At 72.6% G+C, this 26,583-nt stretch carries 21 protein-coding genes and 7 pseudogenes; 20 read left to right on the top strand and 8 right to left on the bottom strand.

Annotated elements, in window-relative coordinates; translation table 11 throughout:
* Positions 1–48: 48 nt before the first annotated feature.
* Positions 49–813: pseudogene (locus DEJ15_RS18995) on the bottom strand (MFS transporter); the annotation flags it as partial.
* 280 nt (positions 814–1,093) lie between these two features.
* Here DEJ15_RS18995 and DEJ15_RS15660 point away from each other — a divergent pair.
* Positions 1,094–1,477, top strand: a complete 384-nt coding sequence (locus DEJ15_RS15660; RefSeq protein ID WP_284175241.1) for a TetR/AcrR family transcriptional regulator — start codon at positions 1,094–1,096, stop codon at positions 1,475–1,477.
* Positions 1,478–1,496: 19 nt separating this feature from the next.
* A complete protein-coding gene (locus DEJ15_RS15655; protein WP_284175239.1) occupies positions 1,497–1,859 on the top strand; it encodes an SbtR family transcriptional regulator in 363 nt (120 codons plus the stop codon).
* 91 nt (positions 1,860–1,950) lie between these two features.
* Here DEJ15_RS15655 and DEJ15_RS15650 read toward each other — a convergent pair whose 3' ends face one another.
* Positions 1,951–3,582: a dolichyl-phosphate-mannose--protein mannosyltransferase gene (locus DEJ15_RS15650; protein ID WP_181419619.1), complete on the bottom strand. Its 1,632-nt coding sequence runs from the start codon at positions 3,580–3,582 to the stop codon at positions 1,951–1,953.
* Positions 3,583–3,660: 78 nt separating this feature from the next.
* Between DEJ15_RS15650 and rsmI the strand changes: the two are divergent.
* From rsmI to DEJ15_RS15625, 5 genes and pseudogenes are all read left to right on the top strand, one after another.
* Positions 3,661–4,484: pseudogene (rsmI, locus tag DEJ15_RS15645) on the top strand (16S rRNA (cytidine(1402)-2'-O)-methyltransferase).
* A gap of 123 nt (positions 4,485–4,607) precedes the next feature.
* Positions 4,608–6,185, top strand: coding sequence for a methionine--tRNA ligase (metG, locus tag DEJ15_RS15640; protein WP_110825970.1), 1,578 nt, complete (start codon positions 4,608–4,610; stop codon positions 6,183–6,185).
* Positions 6,182–7,093 (top strand): annotated as a pseudogene (locus DEJ15_RS15635) (TatD family hydrolase); the annotation flags it as partial. The gene metG and the pseudogene DEJ15_RS15635, both read left to right, overlap by 4 nt.
* Positions 7,094–7,108: 15 nt before the next feature.
* Positions 7,109–7,974, top strand: a pseudogene (rsmA, locus tag DEJ15_RS15630) (16S rRNA (adenine(1518)-N(6)/adenine(1519)-N(6))-dimethyltransferase RsmA).
* 114 nt (positions 7,975–8,088) lie between these two features.
* Complete coding sequence (locus tag DEJ15_RS15625) at positions 8,089–8,577, top strand: hypothetical protein (RefSeq protein ID WP_284175238.1); 489 nt, start codon at positions 8,089–8,091, stop codon at positions 8,575–8,577.
* A 14-nt stretch (positions 8,578–8,591) separates the two neighbouring features.
* Here the strand turns inward: DEJ15_RS15625 and DEJ15_RS15620 are convergent, their stop codons facing one another.
* Positions 8,592–9,332: an SDR family oxidoreductase gene (locus tag DEJ15_RS15620; RefSeq protein WP_110826052.1), complete on the bottom strand. Its 741-nt coding sequence runs from the start codon at positions 9,330–9,332 to the stop codon at positions 8,592–8,594.
* A gap of 102 nt (positions 9,333–9,434) precedes the next feature.
* On the opposite strand from DEJ15_RS15620, the pseudogene DEJ15_RS18990 reads away from it, so the two are divergent.
* Positions 9,435–9,626: pseudogene (locus tag DEJ15_RS18990) on the top strand (helix-turn-helix domain-containing protein); the annotation flags it as partial.
* 211 nt (positions 9,627–9,837) lie between these two features.
* On the top strand, positions 9,838–10,278 hold the full coding sequence (locus tag DEJ15_RS18985; protein ID WP_349814741.1) for an MmyB family transcriptional regulator: 441 nt from the start codon (positions 9,838–9,840) through the stop codon (positions 10,276–10,278).
* A gap of 73 nt (positions 10,279–10,351) precedes the next feature.
* Here DEJ15_RS18985 and DEJ15_RS15610 read toward each other — a convergent pair whose 3' ends face one another.
* Complete coding sequence (locus DEJ15_RS15610) at positions 10,352–11,122, bottom strand: DUF3800 domain-containing protein (RefSeq protein ID WP_110825975.1); 771 nt, start codon at positions 11,120–11,122, stop codon at positions 10,352–10,354.
* A gap of 100 nt (positions 11,123–11,222) precedes the next feature.
* On the opposite strand from DEJ15_RS15610, the gene DEJ15_RS15605 reads away from it, so the two are divergent.
* From DEJ15_RS15605 to DEJ15_RS15590, 4 genes are all read left to right on the top strand, one after another.
* Entirely contained in the window at positions 11,223–12,233 is a 1,011-nt protein-coding gene (locus DEJ15_RS15605) for an ATP-grasp domain-containing protein (protein WP_110825976.1), read from the top strand.
* Between the two features lie 120 nt (positions 12,234–12,353).
* Complete coding sequence (locus DEJ15_RS15600) at positions 12,354–13,400, top strand: LLM class flavin-dependent oxidoreductase (RefSeq protein ID WP_110825977.1); 1,047 nt, start codon at positions 12,354–12,356, stop codon at positions 13,398–13,400.
* Complete coding sequence (locus DEJ15_RS15595; RefSeq protein ID WP_110825978.1) at positions 13,400–14,698, top strand: O-acetylhomoserine aminocarboxypropyltransferase/cysteine synthase family protein; 1,299 nt, start codon at positions 13,400–13,402, stop codon at positions 14,696–14,698. The genes DEJ15_RS15600 and DEJ15_RS15595 overlap by 1 nt, the downstream gene beginning before the upstream one ends.
* Before the next feature lie 94 nt (positions 14,699–14,792).
* Positions 14,793–15,725 (top strand): 4-(cytidine 5'-diphospho)-2-C-methyl-D-erythritol kinase, encoded by a 933-nt coding sequence (locus tag DEJ15_RS15590; RefSeq protein ID WP_110825979.1) that lies wholly within the window; start codon positions 14,793–14,795, stop codon positions 15,723–15,725.
* A 30-nt stretch (positions 15,726–15,755) separates the two neighbouring features.
* Here the strand turns inward: DEJ15_RS15590 and DEJ15_RS15585 are convergent, their stop codons facing one another.
* Entirely contained in the window at positions 15,756–17,357 is a 1,602-nt protein-coding gene (locus DEJ15_RS15585) for a glycosyltransferase family protein (RefSeq protein ID WP_284175237.1), read from the bottom strand.
* A 166-nt stretch (positions 17,358–17,523) separates the two neighbouring features.
* Between DEJ15_RS15585 and DEJ15_RS15580 the strand changes: the two genes are divergently transcribed.
* The 6 genes and pseudogenes from DEJ15_RS15580 to DEJ15_RS15560 all read left to right on the top strand — a co-directional run bounded on the left by DEJ15_RS15580 (position 17,524) and on the right by DEJ15_RS15560 (position 21,820).
* The gene (locus DEJ15_RS15580; protein ID WP_110825981.1) at positions 17,524–17,934 is read left to right on the top strand and encodes a TOBE domain-containing protein; all 411 of its coding nucleotides are present in this window, start codon (positions 17,524–17,526) and stop codon (positions 17,932–17,934) included.
* On the top strand, positions 17,931–19,019 hold the full coding sequence (locus DEJ15_RS15575; RefSeq protein WP_110825982.1) for a ThiF family adenylyltransferase: 1,089 nt from the start codon (positions 17,931–17,933) through the stop codon (positions 19,017–19,019). Before DEJ15_RS15580 ends, DEJ15_RS15575 begins: the two co-directional genes overlap by 4 nt.
* Positions 19,020–19,055: 36 nt before the next feature.
* A pseudogene (locus tag DEJ15_RS19765) lies at positions 19,056–19,289 on the top strand (hypothetical protein); the annotation flags it as partial.
* A gap of 52 nt (positions 19,290–19,341) precedes the next feature.
* Positions 19,342–19,869, top strand: a complete 528-nt coding sequence (locus tag DEJ15_RS19760) for an extracellular solute-binding protein (RefSeq protein WP_502866176.1) — start codon at positions 19,342–19,344, stop codon at positions 19,867–19,869.
* A 98-nt stretch (positions 19,870–19,967) separates the two neighbouring features.
* A pseudogene (locus DEJ15_RS15565) lies at positions 19,968–20,756 on the top strand (ABC transporter permease).
* The gene (locus DEJ15_RS15560) at positions 20,753–21,820 is read left to right on the top strand and encodes an ABC transporter ATP-binding protein (RefSeq protein WP_181419620.1); all 1,068 of its coding nucleotides are present in this window, start codon (positions 20,753–20,755) and stop codon (positions 21,818–21,820) included. The pseudogene DEJ15_RS15565 and the gene DEJ15_RS15560 overlap by 4 nt, the downstream one beginning before the upstream one ends.
* Before the next feature lie 55 nt (positions 21,821–21,875).
* Here DEJ15_RS15560 and DEJ15_RS15555 read toward each other — a convergent pair whose 3' ends face one another.
* From DEJ15_RS15555 to DEJ15_RS15545, 3 genes are all read right to left on the bottom strand, one after another.
* Complete coding sequence (locus DEJ15_RS15555) at positions 21,876–22,115, bottom strand: MoaD/ThiS family protein (RefSeq protein WP_110825985.1); 240 nt, start codon at positions 22,113–22,115, stop codon at positions 21,876–21,878.
* Positions 22,116–22,119: 4 nt separating this feature from the next.
* On the bottom strand, positions 22,120–23,166 hold the full coding sequence (gene moaA / locus DEJ15_RS15550; RefSeq protein ID WP_284176239.1) for a GTP 3',8-cyclase MoaA: 1,047 nt from the start codon (positions 23,164–23,166) through the stop codon (positions 22,120–22,122).
* A gap of 83 nt (positions 23,167–23,249) precedes the next feature.
* Complete coding sequence (locus tag DEJ15_RS15545; RefSeq protein ID WP_284175236.1) at positions 23,250–24,335, bottom strand: glycosyltransferase 87 family protein; 1,086 nt, start codon at positions 24,333–24,335, stop codon at positions 23,250–23,252.
* 268 nt (positions 24,336–24,603) lie between these two features.
* Between DEJ15_RS15545 and DEJ15_RS15540 the strand changes: the two genes are divergently transcribed.
* A complete protein-coding gene (locus tag DEJ15_RS15540) occupies positions 24,604–26,583 on the top strand; it encodes a molybdopterin-dependent oxidoreductase (RefSeq protein WP_284175235.1) in 1,980 nt (659 codons plus the stop codon).

The raw sequence follows: 26,583 nt of genomic DNA, 5'->3' as shown, positions 1-26,583 counted from the left end.
GCCGATCTGCGTGGCGGAGATCATGATCGACAGCGGCATCGGCAGGAACGCCAGGCCGGTCTGCAGTGCCGAGAACCCGAGGGTCTGCTCGAGGTAGTAGGTCAGGAACAGGAAGATGCCGAACATGCCGATCGCGACGAGGCCGATCGCGACGAACGAACCACCGCGGTCGCGGTCGAGCACGACACGGAGCGGCAGCAGCGGGTGCGCGACCCGGGTCTCGATGACGACGAACGCGGCGATGAGCAGCACGCCGCCGACCAGCATGCCGATCGTGAGCGGGGCGTCCCAGCCGTTCGTCTCGGCGTTCGAGAAGCCGTAGACGACCCCGACGAGACCGGCGGTGATGGTGATGACGCCGGCGACGTCGATGCGCGGACGCTCGACCTTCGGCGGCTTCGCCATGAAGACGAGTGCGCCGATCACGCCGAGGACCGCGAAGACCACGTTGACGTAGAGGCACCAGCGCCACGACGCGTACTCGGTCAGGACGCCACCGAGCAGCAGGCCGATGGCGGCGCCGGACCCGGCGATCGACCCGAAGATGCCGAACGCGCGCCCGCGCTCCTTCGGGTCGCGGAAGGTGGTGGTCAGCATGCCGAGGGCGGACGGGGCGAGCAGCGCACCGAAGACGCCCTGCAGCGCGCGAGCGGCGACGAGCAGCCCGAACGAGTCCGCGAGCCCGCCGAGCACGGAGGCGACGGCGAACCCGACCAGGCCGATGATGAACGTGTTCTTCCGGCCGAACAGGTCGCCGAGACGACCACCGAGCAGGAGCAGCGAGCCGAACGCGAGCGAGTACGCCGTGACGATCCACTGGCGCTGGTCGGTGGCGAACCCGAGGTCCCCCCTGCGCGGAGGGCAGGGCGATGTTCACGATGGTGGCGTCGAGGACGACCATGAGCTGGGCGAGCGCGATGACCGCCAGGGCGATCCAGCGGTGGTCGGTGCGGGCCGGGGTGGTGCCCGCGGTCGTCGGCGTCGCTCCTGTGGGAGCGGGCGCGGTCTGTTCTGCCGTCATGACAGCCTCCTTCTCGAAGGATGGAAGGGGAGGGGCGCGCGCCGTCGGGCGTCCCGGAGGAGGGTGAAGTGGATGCGCGGCATCCGCTTGTGGTCACTGTACATCGAAACGGAGCAACCGCATCCGCTTGTTCCCAGAGAGGTCGATTACATTCGGTGTGTGAGCACCACCGGACCCGCAGCCGATCTCGATCGGCCTCTCGACCTCGACCGGCCCCTCCGTGCCGACGCGGCGCGGAACCGCGAACTGATCCTGCAGACGGCACGGAAGTGCTTCGCGGAGCGCGGCCTTTCGGTGACCCTGAACGACATCGCCCACGAGGCCGGGGTCGGGGTCGGCACCGTCTACCGACGTTTCGCCGACAAGGACTCCCTGATCGCGGCCCTGCTCAGCGCCAAGTTCGAGGCGCTGAACGCCGCGGCCGCGGCCGCTGCCGAGGAGACCGACCCCCCGTGAGTCGCTCCGCCTGTACCTGATGGGCGTGTTCGCCTTCCGCGCCCGCGACCGAGCGCTCGCCGACGCGATCGTCCGCGCGGGCAAGGCCCGACCGTCGGTCATGCAGGAGCGGGACCGTCTCGAGCGGCAGGTCGCCGAGATCATCCGTCGTGCCCGCGAGGCCGGGGTCGTCCGGCCGGGCTTCGACGCCCGTGACCTGCCCATCCTCACGACGATGGTCGGTGCCGTGGCCGACGCGACGCGGAACCACGACCCGGACGCCTGGAAGCGCTACGCCCAGGTCCTCGTCGACGGCGTGCTGCCGCAGGCCCGGCAGGACCCGATGGTCGGCGTGCCGCTCGACCGCGACGCCCTCGAGCGGTCGATGCAGCCGCAGTCCTGACGGCGGCGTCCCAGGTGGCCCCGAGGGCACGCGGATGCGACCGCGCGGGCCCGCGACGGCGCGTGCCTGCGACGGCGCGATCGCCCGAGCGCTACAACCAGCTCGGCAGCCAGTAGTGCGAGCGGATGAAGTCCCAGGGGACCTGCATCGCCGTCCACATCGGGTACCAGTACACCGATGCGAGGACCACGACCAGCAGGTACACGCCGAGCCCGAGCAGCGCCCGCGTCCGCCGTCGCCGCGGATCGTCCCGTGACCCGATCAGGTGCGCGATCGCCGCGGCCAGCGCCGTCACGAGGAACGGCTCGAAGGCGATCGTGTAGAACTGGAACACCGTCCGGTCCAGGTACATGAGCCAGGGCAGGTACCCGGCGCCGATGCCGATCAGGACGAGCCCGTACTCCCAGCGCCGACGCGTGACGAAGAGCACGAGCAGCACCACGGCGGCGATCACCGAGGCGTACCAGATGAACGGGTTCGCGATCCCGGTCACGGCAGCGCCGCACCGGTCGAACCCGCAGCCGTCCTGGCCGGCGTTCGTGCCCTGGTAGTACATCGACGTGGGGCGTTGCATGACGAGCCAGAGCAGCGGGTTCGCCTGGTACGAGTGCGGCGTGTGCAGGCCGATGTTGAAGGCGTAGATCTCCGACTGGTAGTGCCACCAGTTCTGCAGACTGTCGGGCACGCACGCGAGCACGCCCGTCCAGCGCTGTCCGCCGCCGCCGATCCAGTCGCGGTCCCAGCCGCCCTTCGTCAGGAACCACCCGGACCACGAGGCCAGGTAGGTCACTGCGGCGACCGGCACGGTGAGCAGGAACGTGACCGGTGCCTGCTGCAGCGCCGCACTGGACGACCAGAACACCACGCCCGCCCGGCGTCGCAGCATCATGTCGCTGAGGACCGAGTACACCGCGAAGAACGCCAGGAAGTACATCCCGGTCCACTTCGTCGACGACGCCAGCCCGAGCGCGACGCCCATCGCGAGCAGCCACGGTCGCCACCACAGCACCGGGCCCCAGAGCGTGGCCCGTCCGGCCGCTGCCCGCCGGTCGGTCCACCGGTCGAGTTGGCGGGCGGACCAGCGGCGGTCGAGCAGCAGGGCGCCGAAGGCGAGGACGACGAAGAAGGTGACGATGCCGTCGAGCAGCGAGACCCGGGACATCACGATCGCCTGCCCGTCCACGGCGAGGAGACCGCCGGCGAGCGTCCCGACGAGCGTCGAGCGGAACAAGGACCGCGCGATGACGGCGATGAGGAACACGGTCGCGATGCCGAGCACGGCGACCGTGAACCGCCACCCGAACGCGTTGTCCGGCCCGAACACCAGCATGCCGAGGCCGATGAGGTACTTGCCGAGCGGCGGGTGCGCGATGAACTCGGCGGCGCGGGAGTAGATGTCGGTCTGCCCGCTCGCGAACCGGTCGTCGGTGGTCGGCGCGCCCTCGTCGCTCGGGTTCGCCGGCCAGGTGCCCTCGTACCCGAGGTGCACGAGCGACCAGCTGTCCTTGACGTAGTACGTCTCGTCGAACACCAGGGAGTGCGGTCGCCCGAGGTCGACCAGGCGGAGCACCGCGGCCAGCACCGTCACCGCGATCGGGCCGCCCCAGCGCCAGGCGGCGACCCGCCAGCCGACGGACAGCGTGCGCGCCCACCAGTCGTCGAGCCGCGAGCCACGGGGGACGTCCGGCACGGTCTGCAGCGGGTCGGCCAGGTCCGTGGTCACGCGCAGCATCCTACGGAGGCCGCGCACGCGTCGGCTGCGCTGTCCACAGGTCGCAGGCGTGACGACGACAATGGGGACGTGATCGTCCTCGCAGCAACCCCCATCGGCAACCTCGGTGACGCCTCCCGTCGACTCGTGGAGACGCTGTCGAACGCCTCCGTGGTCGCCGCCGAGGACACCCGGACCGCGATCCACCTCATGCGTGCCCTGGGCATCGAGAACCGACCGCGCCTCATCGCGCTGCACGAGCACAACGAACGGGAGCGCGCGGCCGAGGTCGTCGAGCTCGCACGCGAGGACGACGTCGTGGTGCTCACCGACGCGGGCATGCCGGCGATCAGCGACCCCGGGTTCCCGCTGGTCGAGGCCGCCGCGGCCGCAGGCGTCACCGTCACGGCCGTCCCCGGCCCGAGCGCCGTGCTCACCGCCCTCGCCCTCTCCGGGCTGCCGACCGACCGCTTCACGTTCGAGGGGGTTCCCGACCCGGAAGGGCGGGGAGCGGCGTCGTGTCTTCGCGGCGCTCGCCGGGGAGCAGCGGACGATGGTCTTCTTCGAGTCCCCGCACCGGATCGCCGACACGCTCGGGGACATGGCCGCCGGCTTCGGTGCCGACCGGCGCGCGGCGGTCTGTCGTGAACTCACGAAGCTGCACGAGGAGGTCCGTCGCGGCACCCTCGCCGAGCTGACCGAGTGGGCGGCCGACGGGGTCCGCGGCGAGATCTGCGTCGTCGTCGCCGGGGCCACCGGGTCGGGGGGAGGACGCCACGATCGAGGACGGTGTCCGCCTCGTGCTCGAGCGCGTGGCCGCGGGAGCGCGGATGAAGGAAGCCGCCGCCGCGGTGGCCGACGCGACCGGGCTGTCGAAGCGGGACCTCTACGAAGGCGCGCTCGCCGCGCGCTGAACCGACCGGGGGGGAGTCGGACGGGAGGCCCGTGGCGACGTCGCGACGAGCCTCCCGTCCGGTCATCCACAGGCGGCCGGGAGGCGCGTCACGCGGTTTCGAGTCGCCTCTAGGATGGTCCGCATGGCCGACGGCAGCTCGTTCTCGATCACCACGCCGATCTTCTACGTCAACGACGTGCCCCACATCGGGCACGCGTACACGGAGGTCGCCGCGGACGTCCTCGCGCGCTGGCACCGGCAGCGCGGCGACGACACCTGGCTGCTGACCGGCACCGACGAGCACGGGCAGAAGATCCTGCGGACCGCCTCGGCGAACGACGTCACACCGAAGGAGTGGGCCGACCGCCTCGTCACCGACGCGTGGAAGCCGCTGCTCGACACGGTGGACGTCGCCAACGACGACTTCATCCGGACGACGGACGAGCGGCACGAGCGGGGCGTGACGGCGTTCCTGCAGAAGCTGTACGACGACGGCTACATCTACGCGGGCGAGTTCGAGGGCTTCTACTGCGTGGGGTGTGAGGAGTACAAGCAGCCGAGCGACCTCGTGCCCGGGACCGGTCCGTACGAGGGCCAGCAGGTCTGCGCGATCCACTCAATCCCGGTGGAGGTCCTGGCCGAGCGGAACTACTTCTTCCGCATGTCCGACTTCGAGCAGCGCCTGCTCGACCTCTACGAGTCGAACCCGCAGTTCATCCAGCCGGAGAGCGTCCGCAACGAGATCGTGTCGTTCGTCAAGCAGGGCCTGCGCGACCTGTCCATCTCGCGGTCGAGCTTCGACTGGGGCATCCAGATCCCGTGGGACTCGGACCACGTCCTCTACGTCTGGTTCGACGCGCTCCTCAACTACGTCACCGCACTCGGCTACGGCACGGAGGACGACGAGGCCTTCCAGCGTCTCTGGCCGAGCGTGCACATCGTGGGCAAGGACATCGCACGGTTCCACGCTGTCATCTGGCCCGCGATGCTCATGGCGGCCGGACTGCCGGTGCCGGAGCGCGTGTTCGGCCACGGGTGGCTGCTCGTCGGCGGCGAGAAGATGTCGAAGTCGAAGCTGACCGGCATCGCCCCGAGCGAGATCACCGACACGTTCGGGTCCGACGCGTTCCGCTACTACTTCCTGCGTGCCATCACCTTCGGGCAGGACGGCAACTTCAGCTGGGAGGACATCTCGGCGCGGTACCAGGCGGAGCTCGCGAACGGGTTCGGCAACCTGGCGTCCCGCATCGTCGCGATGCTGAACCGCTACTTCGACGGTGCCGTCCCCGAGCGCGGGGAGCTGACCGAGTCCGACGCTGCGATCGACGCCCTCGCGCAGGCCGTCACCGAGCGTGCCGACGCCGCGATCGAGGCCTTCGCGCCGCACGACGCGATCAGCACCGTCTGGGAGCTCGTGGACGCCCTCAACGGCTACATCACCGAGCAGGAGCCGTGGGCCCTCGCCAAGGACGAGGCGCAGCGTGCGCGGCTCGCGACCGTGCTCGTCACGGCGCTCCGCGGACTCGGGACCGTCGCGGTCCTGGTGTCGCCGGTCATGCCGAAGGCCACCGAGAAGCTCTGGGCGTCGATCGGTGCCGGCGGGTCGATCGCCGAGCAGCGCGTCGACCGTGCCTGGGAGTGGCAGGGCTCCGAGACGGTGACGCCCCTCGCCGCCGGGCTGTTCCCGCGCATCGAGCAGCCGGAGCAGGGCGCCGCGTGACGGACGCGCACGTCCGCGCACGCGGTGGCGACGGTGGCCGGCAGAAGCGGGACCTGACGTACCCGCCGTTGCCGCAGGCCTTGGCGGTCCCCGTGTACGACAACCACACCCACATGGAGATCGCCGACGGCGTCGGTGACGGTGGGGACGGTCCGCTCGAGTACGGCGAGCACCTCGACCGCGCCGCGAACGTCGGTGTCCGCGGCGTGGTGCAGGTCGGGACCGACCTGGCCACCTCGCAGTGGTCCGCGTCGATCGCAGCCCGTGAGCCGCGCGTCCTCGCGGCGGTGGCCCTGCACCCGAACGAAGCGCCGGTGCTCGACGAGCAGGGGCTGTTGGACGAGCACCTGGCCGGCATCGAAGCGCTCGCGGGGCTGCCGCGCGTCCGGGCGATCGGCGAGACCGGACTCGACTTCTTCCGGACCGGGGACGACGGCCGAGCCGCCCAGGTCCGCTCGTTCGAGGAGCACATCCGGATCGCGAAGGAGTACGACCTCGCGCTGACGATCCACGACCGGGACGCCCACGACGCCGTGGTCGAGGTCCTCGAGCGCGTCGGCGCTCCGGAGCGGACGGTCTTCCACTGCTTCTCCGGCGGCACCGAACTCGCGCGGCTCTGCGCCGAACGCGGCTGGTACATGTCCTTCGCCGGGACGGTCACGTTCAAGAACGCGCAGAACCTGCGGGACGCCCTGCACGTGGCGCCGCGGCACCTCATCATGGTCGAGACCGACGCCCCGTTCCTCACACCGACGCCGTTCCGCGGCCGGCCGAACGCGCCGTACCTCATCCCGCTCACCGTGCGGTCGATGGCGGAGACCCTCGGCACCGACCCGTCGACGCTGGCCGAGCAGATCTCGTCCAACACCGAGCTCGTGTACGGCTCGTGGGACGACGAGCCGACCACGGTGGGGGGAGTAGTCATGGGTGCCCTCCTCGGTCCGGCGGAGATCCGCGACCTCGCGGCGACGCTCGACGTCACCCCCACCAAGAAGCTCGGCCAGAACTTCGTGCACGACGCCAACACCGTGCGACGCATCGTCTCGGTTGCGGGGGGTGACGCCGGACTCCCGCGTGCTCGAGGTCGGTCCCGGGCTCGGTTCCCTGACGCTCGGGCTGACCGAGACCGGCGCTCCCGTGACCGCCGTCGAGATCGACGCCCGGCTCGCCGCGCACCTGCCGACCACCGTCGCCGCGATGCAGCCCGACGCCCGCCTCACGGTCGTCCACCAGGACGCACTCCAGGTGGCCGCCGAGGACCTGCCCGTGGCGCCGACGCACCTCGTCGCGAACCTGCCGTACAACGTCTCCGTGCCGGTGCTCCTGCACCTCCTCGCCACCTTCCCGTCCCTCGTCCGGTCGCTCGTCATGGTGCAGGCCGAGGTCGGCTACCGGCTCGCGGCGGACCCGGGCAGCAAGGTCTACGGGTCCCCGAGCGTCAAGGCCGCCTGGTACGGCTCGTGGCGCATCGCGGGGCAGGTCAGCCGCCAGGTGTTCTGGCCCGTGCCGAACGTGGACAGCGTGCTCGTCGGTTTCGACCGGCACGAACCGCCGGGGGGACGAGCAGCTGCGGTCGCGGGTCTTCACCCTCGTCGACGCGGCGTTCCAGCAGCGGCGGAAGATGCTGCGGCAGGCACTGTCCGGCGTCCTCGGTGGCAGCGCCCGTGCGTCGGAGGTCCTCGAGGCGGCGGGCATCGCACCGACCGCCCGCGGCGAGGAGCTCGGGGTCGACGACTTCGTGCGGCTCGGCCGGACCGTCCTCGCGGCCGCCGGCGGCGCCGCGTCCTGACCCCGCCACACATGGGCAGCCGTCCGGCGGAGGATCCGGTCCGCGCTGGGTACGCTCGCTCCATGACCGACGACGTCGTCCGCTCGCACGCACGGGGGGATCCCCGCCGACCGCGTGGCCGCGGCCACCGGTGCCGCGCCGGACGACTGGTACGACCGCCTCGACCGAGCCGACGGGCGCACCATCGGCCACACGGCCATCGCCGCCTGGCTCGTCGGTCAGGGCGTCGACCCCTGGTGGGCGCAGAGCGTCGCCGTCGGCTACGAGCAGTCCCGCGGCCTCCGTGTCCCCGGGCAGCGCTCCGACGGCACGTTCGCCGTCTCGGCCTCACGGCAGGTCGACGGCGACCGGGAGGCGGTGCTCGACCGCGCGGTCGTCGTCGCGTCCGCCGCGTTCGGGCACGGCCCGACCTCGGAGCGCCGGGGTGGGAAGCGTCCCTCGGCCCGGTGGACGTCCGCCGACCGGGAGTCGGTGCTGCTCACGACGGAGGACGGCCCCCGCCCGGGCACCGTCCGGCTGTCGGCGACGCGTGAACGTCTCACCGGGCCGGAGCGGATGCCCGAGGCGAAGGCCGGACTGCGGGACCTGCTCGCCGCGGTCTGAGCCGCAGGGCGGGCTCAGTGCTCGCGGCCCGCCATCATCTCGAGGATCTGCTGGTGGGTGCCGTCGCGTTCGGCCCACCGGAGCGGCTGGACGTTCTGCACGAGGACCTCCGACGTCCCGCCGGTCTCGATGATCGTCATCACCTCGTCGACGAAGGCGTCGAGGGGCATGCCGCCGAAGTCCGCTCCGCCCATCAGGTCGGTCTGCACGGCCGGCGGAGCGAGTTCGAGCACCTCGACCGCGGTGCCGACGAGCTGCTGTCGGAGTGCCTGCGTGTACGAGTGCACGCCGGCCTTGGTGGCGCTGTAGGTCGGGGTCGCGGTGAGCGGCACGAACGCGAGCCCCGACGACACCGTCATGACGGTGGCGGCCGGGCGGGTGAGCAGGTGCGGCAGGAACGCGTCGATCAGGCGGATCGTCCCGACCAGGTTCGTCTGGATCGTCTCGAGGGCGTCCTCGATGTGGCCGGGGTCGCGGAGGTCCTCGTTCCGCATGATGCCCGACATCGTCACGAGGGTGTCGAGTCCGGGGTGTGCGGCGAGGACCTGGTCGGCGGCCGCCCGGATCGAGTCGGCATCGGCGACGTCGATCTGGACCGTGCCGAGGCCGTGCTCCTCGGCGAGGGAGTCGAGCAGGGCCTGTCGGCGCCCGCCGATGACGACGGTGCTGCCCGCGGCCTGCAGGCGGAGCGCGAGCGTCAGGCCGATGCCCGAGGTCGCGCCGGGGATGAAGACGGTGCTGTTGGTGGTGTCCATGACGACCACGATGCCCGCGCCGTGTCGACGCATCCAGAGCCCGCACATCGGGGGGACCGCCGGTCCCTGGTTCCCGGCCGCGCCGAGCAGCAGACTGGACGCATGGACCGTGCCGCCCTCGCCGACTTCCTGCGCCGCCGACGCGAGCTCCTGCGCCCGGAGGACGTCGGGCTCGGTGCCGGCGCTCGTCGACGCACCCCGGGCCTCCGTCGTGAGGAGGTCGCCGCGCTGGTCGGCATGTCGGTCGACTACTACACGCGCCTGGAGCAGCAGCGCGGACCGCAGCCGTCCGAGCAGATGGTGGCCGCGATCGCCCGTGCCCTCCGCTGCTCCCTCGACGAGCGCGACCACCTGTTCCACCTCGCGGGGCAGAACGCGCCGGTGCGCATGCACCGCGCCGACCACGTGGACCCGGCGATCCTCCGGGTGCTCGACCGGCTGACGGACACGCCGGCGATCGTCGTCAGCCACCTGGGGGGAGACCCTCGTCGAGAACCGGCTCGCCGTGGCGCTCCTCGGCACGTCGGTCGGCCTGTCGGGCAACGATCGGTACCAGGCATGGCGGTGGTTCGTCACCGGCACCGAGCTCGACCGGTACGCACCGGAGCAGCACGAACGACTGGGGCGGGTCGTGGTGGCGTCACTGCGGGCGGCGGTCGGTCTCGCCGGACCCGGCGATCGTCGGGCGACCGAACTCGTCGCCGAACTCGAGCGGCGCAGTCCCGAGTTCGCCCGGCTGTGGGCGCTGCACGAGGTCGCCCTCCGCTGGTCGGACAACAAGACGATCATGCAGGCCGAGCTCGGTCGCATCACCGTCGACTGCCAGGTGCTGCACACGGACGACCAGGCACAGGCGCTCCTGCTCTTCACTGCACCGCCGGGGAGCGAGGACGCCCAGAAGCTCGAACTGCTCGGCGTCCTCGGCCAGCAGACCTTCGCCGGTTGACGGCCGGATCGACCTGTTCCGTCGATCTCGACAGGGCCTATGCCGGATGATATTGTGACATGGCAGGACGTCGTCAGACCTCCCGCACCCAGCCGACGCCCCGCCCTCGAGCGGGGCGTCGTGCGTCCGGGGGGCACCAGACGGCCTCCTCGACTGTGATCGACCGCACTGCCCGCACGATCCGGGCCGTGGCCCGCGCTGCGCGGTGGTCACGTTCCGGCACGGTCCTGTCCCGGTTCAGGAAGTACGTCGCGAAGTCGGCTGCCTGGAGCAGCCGGCTCTCGCGCGACGGGCCGAAGTAGAGCGTGTCAGCGATCCTGGTGAGCGGACCCGCTGTCCATCCGGAGGACACGCCCGTCCTGACGTCCCGCAGGCTGCGCCGCGCTCCGTCGGCGGCGGCGTGGTGGTCGTCGGCGAGCACGAGTCCGAGTTGCTCACTCGGGTCAGCTCCTTCCAGGTGCTCATCGACCGCTTCGAGCACGTGTGCGAGCGTCAGGAGGTGTACCGGACGGGCGTCCGCGACGGGATGAGCGCGGTGTGCACGGAGGTCGATGCCCCGGAACACGAAACTGGCCGTCGACCGGGCGAGCACAGTCGCCGTCGACATGCAGGCCCGCACTCGCACTTGCGGCGGGACGCACCCCCAACCGCTCTTGCCGTGGAACATCTCGACGGCGTGGAACTCGGTCTCCGGGTCGAACCCCGGCACTGACCGCGCGACGTCCGTCGCCGCCGCGTCCAACCCGTCCTCGATCGTCCGGAGCGCTGCCGCGTCGACGATGAGCGCGCCGAAGAAGTAGTAGCGGTCATCACGAGCGGATTCGTCGATGAAGATGAGACGCATCAAGCCAGGATACTGATGTACCAGTCTGTCGATGCGCCGCAGCCGCAACACCACGTCACACACCTGGCAGCCTCCACACGTGCGTGCCTAGGGTGGGGCGGTGAGCACTCCGCGCGTGACCGTCATCCACGAGAACCCCGAGTGGTTCCCGCCGCTCGCCGCTGCCTTCGAGGCCGAGGGCGTCCCGGTGCGGGAGCTCCTGCTGACCGAGGGGCAGATCGACCTCGGCGCCGAACCGGAGCCCGGTGTGTACTGGAGCCGCATGTCGGCCAGCTCGCACACACGCGGGCACGAGCACAGCAAGGAGTACACCCGCGCGGTGCTCGGCTGGCTCGAACGAGCGGGCCGCCAGGTCGTCGGCGGCAGCCACGTGCTCGAGCTCGAGGTCTCGAAGGTCGCTCAGCACGGGCTCCTGCAGCAGGCCGGGTTCGACGTGCCCCGCACCACCGCGGTGTTCGGCACGGCGACGCTCACGCAGGCGGCCGCGGACTTCACGGGCGGCCAGGACGTCCCCTTCATCACGAAGCACAACCAGGGCGGCAAGGGCCTCGGCGTCCGGCGCTTCGACTCGCTCGCCGAGTTCGACGCCTACGTCGACAGCCCGGAGTTCGAGGAGCCGGTGGACGGCATCACGCTGCTGCAGGAGTACCTGACCGCTCGTGAGCCGTTCATCACCCGCGTCGAGTTCGTGGGCGGCGAGTTCGTCTACGCCGTCCGCGTCGACACGAGTGCGGGCAGCTTCGAGCTCTGCCCCGCCGACGCATGCGAGGTCCCGCAGGTCATCGCCGGCGCGGTGTGCGAGGTCCCCGGCACGGAGACCGCAGGAGCGCCCCCGGCGTTCAGCGTCCGGACCGAGGTGACCGCGGAGCACCCGCTCGTGCAGCAGCTCCGCACGTTCCTCGCCGACCAGCGGATCACGATCGCCGGCGTCGAGTTCATGGAGACGACCGACGGTCGGACAGTCGTCTACGACATCAACACGAACACGAACTACAACCCCGCCGTCGAGGAGGCCGCACCGGCCTCGGGCCCGCGGTCGATCGCCCGCTACCTCGGCGGGCTGCTCGACGCGGAGTACGCCACGGCCGCCGCACCGGCGGCGCACGCCTGACCGGCGACACGACACCGCCGCACCACACGGCACCGCCTGACCCACCCACCGGTCTGGAGGCCCGGCTCGCCACCGGCACCGAGCCTCCGGACCGTCATCTCCACCAGCAAGGAACCCCCCGTGCGATTCGGATACTGGACCCCGCTCTTCGGCGGCTGGCTGCGCAACGTCGACGACGAGCAGATGCCGGTCACGTTCGACTACGTGAAGCTCCTGGCGCAGCGCGCCGAGCGGATCGGGTTCGACCTGACGCTCGTGCCGGAGCTCAACCTCAACGACATCAAGGGCGTCGCAGCGCCGAGCCTGGAGGCGTGGGCGCTCGCGGCGGCGATCGCGGCGACGACCGAGCGCCTCGAGATCATGGCGGCGATGCGGCCCGGATACCACCTGCCCGCGGTGACGGCGAAGCAGGCGGCGACGATCGACGACATCTCCGGCGGCCGGTTCACCTTCAACGTCGTGAGCGCCTGGTGGGCGGAAGAGGCCCGTCAGTACGGCGGCATCTTCTCCGAGCACGACGACCGCTACAAGCGCACGGCGGAGTTCGTCGAGATCATGAAGGGGTTGTGGCGCGAGACGCCGTACAGCTTCTCCGGCGAGTACTACGAGATCGAGAACGCCCACCTCGAGCCGAAGCCCCGCGTCACCCCGCGCATCTACGCCGGCGGTGAGAGCGAGGCCGGCAAGGCGAGCATCACCCACTACGCCGACGCCTACGTCACCCACGGCGGCACCGTCGAGGAACTCCGGACGAAGATCGCCGAGATGCGCCGGCGCCGCGAGGACGCCGGGCTCCCGCCGTTCGAGGCGTTCGGCATGGCCGCGTACGCGATCGTGCGCGACACCGAGGAGGAAGCGCAGGCCGAGCTCGCACGCATCACCGACGTGCAGCACGGCAAGGCGTACGAGTCCTACCAGGACTTCATCTCGAAGTCGCAGCTCGAGCACGTGCCGTCGCTCGAGGACTACTCGGTGTCGAACCGGGGCCTGCGCCCGCAGTTCGTCGGGACGCCGGAGCAGGTCGCCGCACGGATCCGCGAGTACGAGGAGGTGGGTGTGGACACCCTGCTCCTGCAGTTCTCGCCGCAGCTCGAGGAGATGGAGCGCTTCGGCGAGCAGGTCATCCCGCTCGTGCGTGCGTCCGTCCCCGTGGAGACGGTGTCCTGATGGCCGCCGAGGACGACTGGGCGTTCGAGACCCGGCAGATCCGCGCCGGGTTCAAGGCCGATCCGGGCTTCGGCGGGAACGTGCCGCCGATCGCGCAGACCGCGGCCTTCGTGTACCCGTCCGGCGAGGACGCGGCCGACCGGTTCCTGCTCAACGCACCCGGGCACACGTACTCCCGGGTGAACAACCCGTCGGCTGCGGCGCTGGAGCGTCGGATCGCCGACCTGGAGGGCGGGGTCGCCGCGCTCGCGCTCGCGTCTGGGCAGGCGGCCACGTCGCTCGCCGTGCTCGGGCTCGCCCGTGCCGGGGACCACATCGTGTCGAGCGCGTCGCTCTACGGCGCGACGTACACGCTCTTCGCGTCGACGCTCCGTGACCTCGGCATCGCGTTCACGTTCGTGCAGGACCCGACGGACCTGGACGAGTGGGCCGCGGCCGTCCGACCCGAGACGCGCGCGTTCTTCGGCGAGTCCATCCCGAACCCGCGCGGGGACGTCCTCGACTTCGCCGGGGTGGCGGGTGTCGCGCACGAGGCCGGCGTCCCGCTCATCGTCGACAACACCATCGCGACGCCGTACCTGGTCCGGCCGATCGAGCACGGCGCGGACATCGTCGTGCACTCCGCGACGAAGTACCTCGCCGGGCACGGCAGCGCCATCGCCGGACTCATCGTCGACAGCGGCAACTTCGACTGGGCGGCACACCCGGACGAGTACCCGCAGCTGACCACGACCGAGCACTCGGGCTTCTCGGGTACGAACTTCGCGGAGAAGTTCGGTCGCCGTGCGTTCATCCAGCGCACCCGCTCGAAGCTCTCCGCCGACCTCGGCCCGGCGATCGCCCCGTTCAACGCCTTCCTGGTGCTGCAGGGCATCCAGACGCTGTCGCTCCGCATGGACCGGCACGTGTCGAACGCCGCGACGGTCGCGTCCTGGCTCGATGCACACGACCAGGTCGAGCACGTGCACTACGCCGGCCTGCCGAGCTCCCCGTGGCACCACCTGCAGCAGCGGTACGTGCCGAAGGGGCCGTCGAGCGTCCTCGCGTTCGACCTGGCCGGCGGGGTCGAGGCCGGGCGGCGCTTCGTGTCCGCGCTCGAGCTCTTCGACCACGTGTCGAACATCGGTGACGTCCGTTCCCTCGTCGTGCACCCGGCGTCGACGACCCACGTGCAGATGACCCCGTCCGAGCGGGCCGCGGCGGGCGTCGGCGAGGGGCTCATCCGGCTGTCCATCGGCCTCGAACACGTCGACGACGTCATCGCGGACCTGGAGCGCGGCTTTGCCGCTGCGGCGTGAGCCGTCGGACGGGAGGCCCGTGGCGGCGCCGCCACGGGCCTCCCGTCCGGTATGGACGGCGGGTGGACCGGCGGGACGGGGATAGGTTGGTCGCATGACGTCGATGCCTGCTCCCGGTCGGGTGCGGACGCGCGCGCCGGGCAAGATCAACGTCCACCTGTCGGTCGGCGCCCTGCAGGACGACGGGTACCACGACGTCGCCACCGCGTACCAGGCGGTGTCCCTGTACGAGGACGTCACCGCCGAGCGTGCCGACGACTTCTCCGTCCGCTTCACCGGGCCGATCGACTCGTCCTCGGTGCCGACGGACGACACCAACCTGGCGCTCCGGGCCGCACGGCTCGTCGCCCGGACCGCCGGACACCGCGGCGGCGTGCGTCTGACGATCGACAAGCAGGTGCCCGTCGCCGGTGGGATGGGCGGCGGCTCGGCTGACGCCGCCGCGACCCTGTTGGCGGTCGACACGCTCTGGGGCACCGGACTCGGACGCGACGAACTGCTGCGGCTCGCCGCCGAACTCGGGGCCGACGTCCCCTTCGCCTTCGCCGGCGGGACCGCCGTCGGGACGGGTCGTGGCGACGAGCTCAGCCCGGCGCTGGCGAAGGGCGAGTTCCACTGGGTGCTCGCACTGAGCGACACCGGGCTCTCCACGCCGTCGGTGTACCGCGCGCTCGACGAGCACCGGGAGCGCTACCGGGCCGACATCTCCCCGGCCCCGCGGACGCCCGTCGTCGAGGCGCACGTGCTCCAAGCGCTCCGGGCGGGCGACGCCGAACTCCTCGCCGAGAACCTGCACAACGACCTGCAGGCCCCGGCCATGCGCCTGCAGCCGGGCCTGGCCGACACGCTCGAGCTCGGGGAGCGCTCCGGCGCCCTGGCCGGTCTCGTGTCCGGCAGTGGTCCCACCGTGGCCTTCCTGGTGCCCGACCGTGACGCCGCGCTCGAGGTCCAGGTCGCACTGAGCGCCTCGGGGCGCGTGGCACTCCGCGCGACCGGTCCCGTGCACGGCGCCCGCGTCCTGCACTGACCCGCTGCCCGCACGGGCAGCGACGCGGGGTCAGGAGCGGACGAACTCCGACATGATGACCTTGCCGGTCTGCCAGTTGTGCGCGACGTGGAAGCCCTGCTCCTCGAGCACCGCCTTGAGCTCGGGCCGGATGGTGCGGGAGGTGCCGCCGACGTACCAGACGGTGTCGATGTCGCCGAGACGGGACGGGACGGTCGTCGCGAGGTCGCCGTTCGTGTTCCAGAGGACGCCCTCGTCGGCCCCGTCGGTCGCGACGGCCAGGTCGGTCAGCCCGGAGAACGCGTCCGGGTAGGACACTCGGATGACCTCGGCGGTCGTCGTCGGGTGGCGGTAGACGCTGCCGAACACGACGCCCTCGTTGGCGCTCGGGCGGGCGGCGCGCTCGGCGCTGATGATCGCGGCGGCATGCGCCCAGGTGGACGCCTGCTTCGCCTCGGGGCCCTTGACGGACACGGCCGTGGGGACCGACAGGACCACGAGCACCGCGACGGCGGCGGCGAGCAGCGCCTTCGGCCGGACCGCGGTGAGCGCGACGGCGACGAGGAGCGCGACGAACGGCAGGCTGAGGGTCGCGTACTTCGGCGAGTACAGGCGCTCACCGAGTGCCGTCGCGACGAGGAGCACGGAGGTGGGGACGACGACGAGCGGCAGCGCCACCCGCACGGTCTGCGCCCGGAACAGGGCGCGTGCGGACGGCACCCGGCGGTGCACCTGCACGAGGGCGAGCCCGACGCCGACGACCATGAGGGACCAGATGACGGCCGCGTACGGGTCGGACGCGCCGAACCAGGCGGTCGACCACACCTGCCCGAGGGTGTCGCGGCTGATGTCCTTGATCCAGCCGACCTGCTTCGCCTGCGAGGACACGACGACCACGAACGGCGCGACCACGGCGGCCGCGATGCCGGCGGCGGCGGCCCAGCGGACGAGCACCCGACCGGTGACGAGCGGCGGCCCGGGCGTGCGGCCGTCCCGGGTGACCACGGCCGTCCGCAGCGCGTGCCGTTCGGCCACGAGGGTCCAGGCGAGCGCGGCGGCGTGGGCGAGGACCGCGAGCGCCAGGTAGACGTTGCAGAGCACCGCGACGACGGCGAGCACCCCGTAGGCGACCCACCACCCGGTGGACCGGGGTGCGCGTGACCGGGTGCGGCGCAGGGCCGTGACGCCCACGAGCGTCAGGCAGACCGACAGCGTCGTGATGGTGGCGTAGGGACGCCCCTCGGTCCCCGCCCACTGCACGCGGGGGAGGAGCAGGAAGACGATGCCCGCCGTGATGCCGAGCCGTCGTCCGCCGAGGCGTCGGCCGAGGGCGACGACGAGTCCCGCGGCGACCCCGATCGCGAGCGCACTCGGCAGGCGCAACGTGAACGGGGTGTACCCGACGAGCCAGAACCAGACGTGCATCAGGGCGTAGTACAGACCGTGCACGGCGTCGACGGTGTGGAGCTCCGCGAAGAGCTGCGCCCAGGACCGCTGGGCACTCGTGACGGTCGCCGCCTCGTCGTACCAGACGGACGGGACCCACGAGGCTGCCGCGGCGACGACGACGCCCACCGCGCCGATCGTGAGTTCCGGCACCCGGACCGCTGCCGTCGCGGCGGCGGAGACGGCCCCGCGGACGCCGGCACGCACCGGTACCCGGCGGACCGCGTGCGGGACGCCGATGCTGCCGGTACGGGGGGGAACTCACGCCCAGCACGGTACCGAGCGCCGCTGGACGGGAACCCGGTGTCGGGCCCTGCGAGACGGTGAGTGTCCACAAGTCGTACCGGGTCGTCCCCGGTCTAGGGTCGTCGTCATGACGCAGCTCCGCATCCGTGACGCCGCGACCTACCTGGGCATCAGCGACGACACCGTGCGGCGGCTCGTCGAGGGCGGCACGTTCACGAGGGCGACCGACCCCGCGGGCAGGGCCGTGGTCGACGGACGGGAACTCGCCGAGTACGCCTCGTCGCGCGGCGACCAGCTCGCCGACCCGTCGGGCGTCCGGAGCTCCGCACGCAACCGGTTCGTCGGCATCGTGACGGGCCTGGTCGTCGACACGGTGATGGCCCAGGTCGAGCTGCAGTGCGGGCCGCACCGGGTGGTGTCGCTGATGAGTGCCGAGGCGGTCCGGGAGCTCGGGCTCGAGGTCGGGTCCGTCGCGGTCGCCTCGGTCAAGGCCACGATGGTGACGGTCGAGGCTGCGAGCCCGGAGACGGACGCGTGAGCACGACACCGGACGCGAGCACGAGCACGAGCACGCCCGTCAGCACCGCGCGTCGACGCCTCGGGTCACGCACGGCGGCGCTCACCGGTGCGGGGCCGGACGTCCTGGAACGTCTCGGTCGAGCCCGGGTGCTCGTCGTCGGTGCCGGCGGCCTCGGTGCCCCGGTGATCGCCCTCCTGGCCGGCAGCGGGCTCGGTCGCCTGACGATCGTGGACGACGACGTCGTGGACGGGTCGAACCTGTCCCGGCAGACCCTGTTCACCGGCGATGACGTCGGTTCCGCCAAGGCCGAGGTCGCGGCCGCCCGGGCGCGCGCGGTGGACCCCGAGCTCGAGGTCGTCGCGGTCGTGGGACGGTTCCGGCCCGAGCACGTCGCCGGGCACGACGTCGTGGTGGACGCCGCGGACGCCGTCGACGTCACCCGTGCGGTGTCCGACGCCTGCGCGCCGCTCGGGATCCCGTTCGTCTGGGGCACGGTGCTGTCCTGGGACGGTCAGGTCTCGGTGTTCCGGGACGCCGGTCCGGACGGTGTCGACTTCCACGACCTGCACCCCGAGGTCCTGCCGGACGAGGGGTCATGCGCGGTCGACGGGGTCCTCCCGTCACTCTGCGGCGCGGTCGGGTCGGTGATGGCCGCGCAGGTGACGGCCCTCGTCGCGGGTCTCGGCGAGCCCCTGCTCGGGCGGCTCCTCACCGTCGACGCCCGGCGGTGGCGGTGGACCGAGAGTCCCGTCCGACGTGGGCCGGCGTCGCGACGGCCCACGGGCCTCCCGGCCGGGACGGCGGACGCGGACGGCGTGACCCGGCCCGCGCGGATCGCCCCGTCCGCGCTCGCCGCCCGTCTCGCCGACCCCGCCGACCGGGTGACGGTCGTCGACGTGCGCACACCGGCCGAGTGGGCGACGGGCGTCATCGCCGGGTCCGTGCACCCGGACGCTGTCCCGTCCGACACGGAGGTCGTCGTGACCTGCGCCCGTGGGCCCCGCGCGGATGCGTGGGCACGAACCGCCGGGAGGCCCGTGACCGTCCTCGACGGTGGCGTCGACGCATGGCGTCGGGAAGGGCTCCCGCTCGCACCGGCCTGAGGCGTCGACCGCTGGTGCGGATAGGATCAGCCGTGGATGCCGCACCTGCGGCAGTGTGGAGGGCCGATGCGACGCGCGACCGCACTCGCAGCCGTCCTCGTGCTGGCGCTGACGACCGCCGGGTGCGCGAGCGGTCCCACCGCCGACCGCGCGGGCGGCGGCGTGGAACGGACTCCCTCGAGGACGGTCACGGTGTTCGCCGCGGCATCGCTGCAACGGACCTTCACGACCCTGGGGCGCGGGTTCGAGCGCGCGCACCCCGGCGCGACGGTGACGTTCTCGTTCGCCGGCTCGAGCGATCTCGTCTCGCAGATCCGCAACGGTGCCCCCCGCCGACGTCCTCGCCTCCGCCGACCAGGCGAGCACCGAGGCGCTCGGGGCCGACCTGCTGGACGGTCCGCCGCGCGCCTTCGCGACGAACACGCTCGAGATCGCCGTGGCGCCGGGCAACCCGCTGCACGTGTCCGAACTCGCGGACCTGACGGCGTCGGACGTGCAGCTCGTCACGTGCGCCGCGCCAGTGCCGTGCGGTGCTGCGACCGCGGCCGTCGAGCGTGCGAGCGGGGTCGAGCTGCACCCGGTCAGCGAGGAGCAGTCCGTCACCGACGTCCTCGGCAAGGTCACGTCCGGTCAGGCGGACGCGGGCATCGTCTACCGCACCGACGTCCAGGGCGCGGGCGGGGACGTGGCGGGCGTCCCGTTCGCCGCTGCTGCGGACGTCGTGAACACCTACCCGATCAGCGTGCTCCGGGACGCGGCAGACCCGACGACCGCTCGGGCGTTCACGGCGTACGTGCTGTCGCCCGCCGGCCAGCGGGTGCTCGCCGCCGCCGGGTTCGGGGAGCCCTGACCGTCGTGCGCCGTGCCACCGCCACCCGTGCCGCCGCCGCCCGCACCACCGCCGACCACGGTGCCGCCGGCCACGGCGCCGCTGGCCGCTCCGGCAGCATCCGCCGTGCACCGGTCCCGTGGTGGCTGCCGGTGCCGGCCGTGCTCGGCGGCCTGTTCGTCGTCGTGCCGGTGCTCGCGATGGTCGGCCGCGTCGAGTGGGGCTCCTTCGTGGCGCTCGTCACGTCACCCGCGTCCCGGACGGCCCTGGTCCTGAGCCTCGGGACCGCGGCTGCGGCGACCGGGGTCTCGTTCGTGCTCGGCTACCCGCTCGCGGTGCTCTTCGCCCGGTCCCGGTCGCGGTGGATCGGCGTGGCGCGGGCGGTCGTGCTGCTGCCCCTCGTGCTGCCGCCGGTCGTCGGTGGGCTCGCGCTCCTGGCCGCGTTCGGGCGGATGGGCGTGGTCGGCGCGTTCCTCGACGAGCACGGACTGCGGATCGCGTTCACCACGGTGGCGGTCGTCATGGCGCAGACGTTCGTCGCCATGCCGTTCCTGGCGTCCGCGATCGAGGGTGCCCTGCGCGTCGAGGGGGGGACCGCTACGAGCGCGTCGCGGCCACGCTCGGCGCCGGCCCGACCCGGACGTTCCTCACCGTCACGACGCCGCGGGTGCTGCCGGGGATCCTGTCCGGCCTGGTGCTCTGCGCCGCCCGGGCGCTCGGTGAGTTCGGTGCGACGCTGACCTTCGCGGGCAGCCTGCAGGGGGGTGACCCGGACCCTCCCGCTCGAGGTGTACCTGCAGCGCGAGGTCGACCCGGACGCCGCGGTCGCCCTCGCCCTCGTGCTCGTGGTCGTCGCGGTGCTCGTCATCGGCCTGGCATCCGTCCGGACCCGCGCGGTGACGCCGTGACCGCCGCCGCAGCCCGGACCGGCCTCGTCGCGCACGTGGTTAGCCACGACCGGGACGTCGACGTCGCCCTCTCCGTCGGACCGGCCGAGTGCGTGGCCCTCGTCGGTGCGAACGGTTCCGGCAAGTCGACGGTCCTCGACGCGGTCGCCGGCCTCCTGCCGCTCGACGGCGGTGCGGTCCGCTCCGACGACCGGGTCCTCGCCGGTGCCGGGCGGGGCCTCCCGGCACACCGTCGCCGCATCGGACTCGTCGCCCAGCGGCCCGACCTGTTCCCGCACCTCTCCGTCCTCGCGAACGTCGCCTTCGGTCCGCGGGCCGCGGGCCGGTCCGGCCGGGAGGCCCGCGCGGCCGCCCGGCACGCCCTGGCCGCCGTCGGGGTGGCCGACCTGGCGAACCGGGCGCCCGGGACGCTGTCCGGCGGGCAGGCGCAGCGCGTCGCGATCGCCAGGGCCCTGGCCGCCGACCCCGCCGTCGTGCTGCTCGACGAACCGACCTCGGCACTCGACGTCGGCGCGCGCGAGGACGTCCGCGCCGCCCTCCGCACGGCCGTGTCCGGTCGGCCGAGCGTCCTCGTGACGCACGACCCGGTCGAGGTGATGGCCCTCGCGGACCGGGTCGTCGTCCTGCAGGACGGTCGGGTCGTCGAGTCCGGCACCCCGGCCGAGGTGCTCGCGCGTCCGCGGAGCGGGTTCGCGGCGGCGTTCTCGGGTCTGGTGGTGGTGCACGGGACCGCGACGGCGGACGGGCTCGTGCTCGACGGTGGCTCCGGTGGCTCCGGTGACGGGCGCCCGCTGGCGTCGGCCGCGCACCACGTGCCTGCCGGTCGACCCGTGTCGGCGGCCTACCACCCGACGGCGGCGGTCGTGACACGGGACACCGGCGTCGGCCCCGGTCTGCCGCGGGTCGTCCGTGCCCTCGAACCGCGGAACGGCCTGGTGCGGTTCCGCACCGACGACCTGTCCGCCGACCTGACCCTGGCCGCGGTCGCGGCGCTCGGGGCGACGGTCGGATCGACGGTGCGGGTGCACGTCCCGCCCACCGAGCTCACCGTGTGGGAGTCCTGAGCGCGGAGTCCGGCGCCCGTGCGCTGAGCTCCGTGTGCTGAGCTCAGGGCGCTGGTCAGCCGCCGGCGAACGGCGGCATCACGTCCACGAGTGCCACCCCGTCGAGCGACGTCGACCGGTCGCGGGTGGTGACCCCGTCGACCAGGTACGAGCACCGCTCCTGCAGCGCGGCCCAGCGCTCGGGGTCGGCAGCCTCGACCTGACGGAGGGCGGCGTCGAGCGAGTCCGCCGTGACGGTCGTGTCGTCGATGCCGACCGCGGCACGGGCGGCGGCGAAGAAGCGCAGGGTGGTCATTTCCTCATCCTCCGATCGCGCTCATGCCCCGGGTCGGGTGCACGAGGCCGTCGGTGTCGTCGCCGTGGTCGCGGGGCTTCGCCCACATCGCCCGCCGCCAGCGGTCCAGGACGTCGGCGTCGTCGGCGCCCGCGCGCAGGGGACCGAGCAGGTCGGTCTCGTCGTCGGAGAACAGGCAGCTGCGGACGTGACCGTCGGCGGTGAGCCGGGTGCGCGTGCAGTCGCCGCAGAACGACTCGGTGATGCTCGCGATGACCCCGACCGTCCCGAGGTCGGCGCCGGTCGCCCGGGACCGCACCCGGTACCGCTCGGCCGGAGCGCCGTTCCGCGGGGCGTCGTCGGGGGTCAGGACGTGGTCGGCGCTGAGCAGGTCGCGGATCTGCGCGGCCGTGATCATCGTCGTGGCGTCCCAGGCGTGCCCGGGGTCGAGCGGCATCTGCTCGATGAACCGCAGCTCGTGGCCGCGCTCCAGGCACCACGCGAGCAGCTCGGACGCCAGGTGGTCGTTCACCCCGCGCAGCAGGACCGCGTTGATCTTCACCCCGAGGCCGGCGTCGGCCGCGGCGGCGATCCCCTCGAGGACGCGGTCGAGGAACGGGCGCCGGGTGACCTCGGCGAAGACGTCCGGGTCCACGGTGTCGAGCGAGACGTTCAGCCGGTGCAGTCCGGCCGCTCGCAGCGCTGCCGCGCGACCCGCGAGTCCGATCGCGTTCGTGGTGAGGGACAGCTCGAGGTCGGGGTGGGCCGCCGCGCACCGGGCGATGACGTCGACGAGGTCCTTGCGGAGGAGCGGTTCACCGCCCGTGAAGCGGACCTTGCGGATGCCGAGCTCCCGCGCCCCGAGGCCGACGAGCCGGGCGATCTCGTCCACGGACATGAGCGCTGCGTCGGGCGCGAAGGGCAGACCCTCGGCCGGCATGCAGTAGGTGCAGCGGAGGTTGCAGCGCTCCGTCAGGGACACCCGCAGGTCGACGGCGTACCGGCCGAACCGGTCCACCAGGCCCGGGTCGCCGTCGGGCCGGGGCGGGAGACCCGGATGCTGTGCGACCAGGGGGGTGCACCGCGGTGTCCGTCGCTCCCGGACGCACACGGCTCAGCAGACCCGTCGAGGGGAGCATCTGGGCCGGCATGTCGTCAGGATACGTCGCGGGGACCGCGGCTCGCGTCTCCGGCGGGCAGCGGGGCTCCCGGGCTCCGGCCGAGCAGGCGGTCCCGCCACCGGAGCCAGTCCTCGCGGCGCGTGCGGACGAGGGTGACGACGAGCACGACGGCGATCGCGGCGAGCAGCCACCACCGGTAGGCGACGACCGACGGCCACACCCCGCGCAGCGCGATGGCGAGCGTCAGGGACAGCCACTCCCACCGGCCGGAGAGCACCACGAACGGGATGAGCAGCAGCGCGTACCAGGGGTAGCGCGGGGTCACCGCGAGGAAGGTCACGCCGATCATGAACACTTGCCCGGACCACGGGTTCGCGGGGTCCGACAGCCGCCAGGCGATGACCGCCGCGACGAGGACGATCAGGCCCACGGCGATCGTCGCCGCGTCGCCGGGCAGGACCTCCGCCACCAGGGCGAAGCGCGAGCCGTCCTCGTAGCCCTCCTCCGACAGGTAGCCCGGCAGGTACCCGAGCACCTTCGGCCCGGTCGAGAGCACGTACGGCACGTAGAGCAGCCCGAACACGGCGATGCCGACCGGGATCGCCCACCAGCTCCGCCACCGGCCGAGCAGTGCGGGGTAGACGATCGCCGGGATGAGCTTCGTCGCCGTCGCGGCACCGAGCGCGATGCCGCCCCAGATCGGCCGACCGAAGGCCACGAGCACGGCACCCGCGGTGGCCAGCGCGGCCCCGACGACGTCGACGTGCGAGTTCGTCACGGCCTCGGCGGCGACGAGCGGTGACCAGGCCCACAGCGCGGCCCACCACGTCGGTCGGCCGGTCCGGCGGAGGACGACGAGCAGGCCGACCGTGACGCCGAGCGAGACGAGCAGTCCGGCGACCTGGAACGGCATGTACTGCGCCGTGGCCGGCACGAAGACCCGGACCAGGGCGAACCAGAGCTCGGCCATCGGCGGGTAGATCGTCGGGACGTCCGGACGGTTGATCGCCGTGCAGTGCCCGAGCGCGCCGTCCCCGAGTCCGCGGTACCGCGGCTCGAGCGGCTTGCACGTGCCGTCGACCTTGTCCGGGAACAACCACTCCGGGCGGAGACCTGCCAAGGCCTCGGACTGCGGCGTGTGCGCGTAGGGGGGACACGCCCGCGTGCTGCACGATGCCGTCCCAGGCGTAGCGTGCGGAGTCGGTGCTCGTGTTCGGCGGGCCGACGAGGGCCGCGATGCCGACCACGACCGCCCCACCGAGCACGATCCGCGTCACGAGGTGCGGCGGCACGAACCTGAGCGCCAGCACGGAAGCCGCGAAGACCGTCCAAGCGATGAGCGTCCAGGTGACGAATGGAGAGCGATGACCCTCCCGGAGGAACCCCAGATGCGTGACACCCACGGCGATCACGGTGCCGAGCGCGAGCACGCCCACGACGGCGAGCAGCGTGGCGACGAGCCCGGTCGAGGGTCGGCGGCCGGGGCGCAGTCGTTCGCTCATGGTCCGTCGAGGCTAGCGGGCGTCCAGCGCCTCCTCCTGGACGCACGGAGCGTGATGGCGTCGCCGAACCGCACCGCGCGCTCGGCGGTCGTCACCGGTCGGCTGCTCGGGATCGCGTTCCTCGTCTGCTTCGCCACCGGGGTCTACAGCCACCTGCTGCAGGAACCGCCCGGGTGGATGCGCTTCCCGACCCGGCCGGTGCAGCTCTACCAGGTCACGCAGGGCCTGCACGTCACCGCCGGCATCGCCGCGATCCCGCTGCTGCTCGCCAAGCTCAACGTCGTCATGCCGGCGCTGCTCCAGACACCGCCCGTGCGTGGTGTCCTGCACGGGCTCGAGCGGCTGTCGATCGCGGTGTTCGTGGCGGCCGCGCTCATCCAGGTCGTGACCGGACTGCTCAACACCTTCCAGTGGTACCCGTGGCCGTTCCCGTTCCGGCAGGTCCACAACGCCCTCGCGTACGTCCTCATCGGCTCGCTCGTGCTGCACATCGGCACGAAGCTGCGCATCATCACGCGGTACTGGCGCTCACGGGACGCGTTCGACGAGCACGGTCGGTTCGTCGTGGACGAGACGGTGGGCAGCGACCTGCCCGACCCGACCCTGCAGGCCCGTCCCGGCCTGGAGGCCCGCCCTCCCGCCGCCGCGACGTCCCGCGGGTTCGTCGGTCGCCTCCACCGCTGGATCGACGGCGCTCCGCCGGTCGCGGACCGTGCGGCACCGGACCCGGCCGCCGACGCCGACGCCGACGCCGAAGGCGGGCGCCAGCGTCTCGCCCGCCGCGGGTTCATCGCGGGTGTCACGGCGGCCACGGCCGGCGTCGTCGTCCTCACGGCCGGCCAGTCGTCGGTGCTCGCCGAGCCGTTCAACGTCTTCGCTCCCCGTCAGCGGCACATCGGGCAGAACGGGCTGCCGGTGAACCGGACGGCTCGCGCCGCCGGGGTCCTCGCCACGGCGACCGCCGCCGACTGGGCCCTCACCGTCGCCGGCCCGGCGGTCAGCCGCACGTTCTCACGCGCCGAACTCGTCGCCCTGGGTCAGGCCGAGGCGCGGCTCCCGATCTCGTGCGTCGAGGGCTGGAGCCAGATGGCGAGTTGGAAGGGCGTCCGGATGCGCGACCTGCTCGTGGCGGTGCAGTCCGACCCGGACGTACGCGTGCGGGTGACGAGTCTGGAGCAGCACGGCGGATACCGGGTGATGGAGATGGGGCCGGAGTACACCGCCGACCCGACCACCCTGGTGGCCCTCGAGCTCAACGGTGCGACGCTCGACCTGGAGCACGGGTTCCCGGCGCGGATCATCGCCCCCCGGACGACCCGGCGTCCTGCAGACGAAGTGGATCGAACGGATCGAGGTCATCGCATGAGCGCGGTCCCCACCGCCGAGCGTCCCGACCGGCGGATCCGGGTGGCGCGGACCGTCCTCGTGGTCGTCGGCGTGCTCGTCATCGCCTTCGGGGCGTGGGTCCTGCTGACCTCGGTCCGGACGGACCGGATCGGCGGCCTGCTCGTGTGGCTGCTCGCCGCGGTCGTGCTCCACGACGCCGTGCTGTCGCCGTTCGTGCTCGCCGTCGGCGCGGGGCTCCGTCGGGCAGGGCGCACGCTCCGCACGTGGGTGCTCGTGGTCGTGCAGGCCGCGGTCGTCCTCGGCAGCGTGCTCGCGCTCGTCGCCGTGTCCGAGATCGTCGCGAAGTCGCAGGGCACAAAGAACCCCACGGTCCTGCCGTTCGACTACACCGCGCGGCTGCTCGTCGTCGAGGGGGGTGCTCGCCGCCGTCGTCGTGGTCGTGCTCGTGGTCGGCGTGGTCACCGCTCGGCGTCGTCCGGACGATGCTGTGGTTGCAGCGACAACCTCTCCGTAGGATGA

Source organism: Curtobacterium sp. MCJR17_043 (genome assembly GCF_003224315.2).
Classification (GTDB): domain Bacteria; phylum Actinomycetota; class Actinomycetes; order Actinomycetales; family Microbacteriaceae; genus Curtobacterium.
This window is presented reverse-complemented; position numbering and strand designations above follow the sequence as displayed.